We start from the raw sequence: 3,225 nt of genomic DNA, 5'->3' as shown, positions 1-3,225 counted from the left end.
AGCTGACCACTACTGGTGGTGCCTGCGGTTGCCACAATGGCCATAGGAGCATGAGTGCTGCAGGCCTGTTTCAGCACATCAATATCCATCTGCTGTTCAGGATTGGTTGGAATCAATTGTAAATCCAGTCCAAGAATGTCGCACGCCTTGACGACGGAGTAATGAGACTGTTCACTGGCATAGACTCGTTTTGAGTTTAACCCGAATTTTTTCCGGGCTTGCCATAAGGCATCGAGATTGCCGTATGTGCCACCATGCGTAGCATGCCCTGATTTTTGTCCGAATAATGGGCAGAAAAAATCAAAAATATCTTTTTCAATGTTGCCGAGTTCGGGGTAGAGCTCTGGTGACAGTAAATTTCCCTGATGCAAAGCAGCCACAAGCTGTCCTAGAGCCGCTAATTCATTAACGGCCGGGGTCATATGGCTTGCCCAGTTTTTTTGGTTGTGACGCGTTGCTGTGTGAAGGATAAGCGTTACTTGTTCAGCCAGTTGCTGTTGTTGCTCCGTAGTTAACTCCGTCATTTGCAGATATTGATGAATGACGTTGTTTAACGAGGCAGATAATGGGGTTTCATCAACGCTCATTCCAATACCAGCCCGTTATCAGGAAACAGATTCGGTCTTTGATAGTGGATTAGCTGCGATGATATTGGTCGCTGTTGAAAGAGTGACTGAAAACCCTGATCAAGAATATTCCTGCTACTCAATTCGCTCATCACACCGGTATCGACCGAGACACATTTGATTAAGCTGAGTTTGCTGTTCGGCAATTGCTGGGCAAACCACAAGGCAAGGCTGTCAGACGTTATCTGCCAATTTTGCCTGATTTCATCTGCTTTCAGCAGTTGATCATCTGGTAGCCAGATAGCCAGTTGGGGTGTTACCGGCACTTCAGCTGGGGTATGAATGGTTAAGGCTGTGGGCATCAGTGCATGTAATAACAGTCCATATTGGGCCATCGCCAACAGTGCCATATGGTGAGCATGATGATCATCAAATTGATGTATTGTCTGGGCCTGGCGAACCATATCGGCAAAAGGACCACCACCGGGGACAATCACCACCGAATCATGAAGCGAATAGTCAGACAGTAGAGCTAACCAGGATTTGAGTTCTGCCGTGTGATAAAGACTGCCGCCCAGTTTGACGATGTGCATTTAACGTAATGACTCCACCAGACCTAGCATTGCGGCTGCTTTATCCGCCACTTCCTGATACTCGGCAGCTAATTCAGAGTCAGCAACAATTCCGCCGCCCGCCCAGAATCGCAGGCGTCTATCACTGAAGACCAGCGTACGAATAGTAATATTACTGTCCATATTGCCATCGAATCCAATATAAGCAACGCTGCCACAATACACACCACGGCGTTGTGGTTCGAGCTCTTCGATGATTTCCATCGCGCGCATTTTTGGCGCACCGGTAATGGAGCCACCCGGAAAACAGGCTCTCAACAGACTCACAGCATCCTGATCCTCGGCCAATACACCGGTGATGGTACTGACCAGATGATGAACTGTCGCAAAGGACTCCAGGGCAAACGGTGTGGGAACAGATATTGAACCCGGTTCACAGACCTTTCCCAGGTCATTGCGGAGTAAATCCACAATCATCACATTTTCTGCCCGATCCTTAAGGCTGTTTTGTAATTGTCTGGCAAGCAGTCTGTCGCGCACGGGATTCTGCAGGTCGCGTGGACGAGTGCCCTTAATCGGTTTGGTTTCCACCTGTCTATTTTTGACACGTAATAATCGTTCAGGTGATGAGCTTAATATGGTCGCGTCAGGTGTGGTTATAAATGCCGAAAAGGGGGCAGCATTCTGCTGGCGTAATTGCTGATAAGCCGTCCAGGGATCGCCATCGGCTGCTATTTCATAGCGTTTGGCCAGATTGACCTGGTAACAGTCACCTTCGGTAATATAGTTTTTTATTTGCTGAAATGCCGTTTGATAGGTTTGTTGATCCATATTGCAACGCAATTCACCAAACACGTTAAATGTTGAGGAACCTGATTGTGCGGGTGTTTGCAGCCGATTTAACAGCTCAGGCCAGTATTGCTGCGTGTGGGGGTCTAATCCATGACTGACTAACCAGCAGCGCTGCTGTTGATGATCATTAATGACGACCCAGTCATAAATGCCCACAGCCATTTCCGGTATCTGTTCGGAATCCACTGCCAGGCTCGGCAGATTCTCGATTCTGCGGCCGAGGTCATAACCGAAATACCCAATGGCACCACCACAAAAAGGGAGCTCATTGGATGGTTGCGGGTACTGTTGCAAAATCTGTTGCAGCAATAAAAAAGGATCTTCAGCTGATTGGCTGGAATCAGTATTCCGATATTGAATAGCGGTTGTCTGGTCACGGGTTTGCAGGGTTATAAACGGATCCGCTGAAATAATGTCAAAGCGCCCGTTTTCTCCTTCAGTCATGCTGCTATCCAGAAAAACCGCCCACGGCAAATCACGAATGGCAGCAAACAGGGTAGCGCTGTCAGTTTGGTAAGTTAGCTCAGCGCATAAGGTGGGCAATTGAGAAGTCATCACGATATTTTACGTGAACTGCCTCTGTGCTAGAAGCGCAAGCGCACTTGCAGGCGCATAAGCCGCAGCTGTTTCGTGCGTGCCAAGCAGATTATCAAAATCGACATATGGGCGTTGTAGCCGACTGGCGATCAGTTGGGTGACAAATCGTCCAGTTCCAGCACCAATAACCGGTGCTTGCCAATCAACATCCGGATGTGCGGACAATACCTGCAAACAGGCATTGTGAATCTGCTGAACCTGTTGTTCAGTGAACCAGTGTGCGACATTCTTCCAGTCTGCTGCAGAATATAGATTGGCATCGGTCCCCAGCATTCTGGCCAGTCTTCGTTGGCAATTTTCGATTGACCAATCATTGCCGTCAGCGCTTTTATCATTAATTTGTGCTGCGCTTATTTCATCCAGAATACGCCAGCAATCGCCGGTTGTAGCAAATAACTCAGCGGCCATGGTTTGCCATTGTCCGCGAAAAGGCAACTTCCGACTGACAGCCATTAAAGGTGTCCGAATGACCCCCGTATACAGCAGTTCACCACTGTTTAACCGACCTTGATCATCATAGGCCGTCAGCTCGGGCAGTGATTGAACCAGCGTCATAATATCCGTGGTGGTACTGCCGCAATCAATCAGTAAGGCTGTCGGATAATGGGCTGCGGCTAATTGAGCACTGGCGAGCCAGT

4 protein-coding genes are annotated in these 3,225 nt (G+C 48.6%); all 4 read right to left on the bottom strand.

Features of this window, described 5'->3' with window-relative positions:
- Positions 1–587 (bottom strand): pyridoxal-dependent decarboxylase (locus tag B3O33_RS04985; protein ID WP_292363121.1); only part of this gene is annotated, 587 nt, incomplete at its 3' end.
- Positions 584–1,159 (bottom strand): delta 1-pyrroline-5-carboxylate synthetase, encoded by a 576-nt coding sequence (locus tag B3O33_RS04980; protein ID WP_292361235.1) that lies wholly within the window; start codon positions 1,157–1,159, stop codon positions 584–586. The genes B3O33_RS04985 and B3O33_RS04980, both read right to left, overlap by 4 nt.
- Positions 1,160–2,545, bottom strand: a complete 1,386-nt coding sequence (gene pabB / locus B3O33_RS04975; protein ID WP_292361234.1) for an aminodeoxychorismate synthase component I — start codon at positions 2,543–2,545, stop codon at positions 1,160–1,162.
- 9 nt (positions 2,546–2,554) lie between these two features.
- Positions 2,555–3,225, bottom strand: a 671-nt coding sequence (locus tag B3O33_RS04970; protein ID WP_292363120.1) for a hydantoinase/oxoprolinase family protein, incomplete at its 5' end; no start/stop codon positions are given.

Source organism: Methylophaga sp. UBA1464 (genome assembly GCF_002325665.1).
In the GTDB taxonomy this organism is placed as follows: Bacteria; Pseudomonadota; Gammaproteobacteria; order Nitrosococcales; family Methylophagaceae; genus Methylophaga.
Note: the sequence above shows the minus strand (reverse complement) of the source record. Positions and strands in the feature narration are given on the sequence as shown.

Coding starts and splice junctions, on each gene's coding strand:
- B3O33_RS04980 (WP_292361235.1), bottom strand. CDS start 1,159: ATGCACATCGTCAAACTGGGCGGCAGTCTTTATCACACGGCAGAACTC.
- pabB (WP_292361234.1), bottom strand. CDS start 2,545: ATGACTTCTCAATTGCCCACCTTATGCGCTGAGCTAACTTACCAAACT.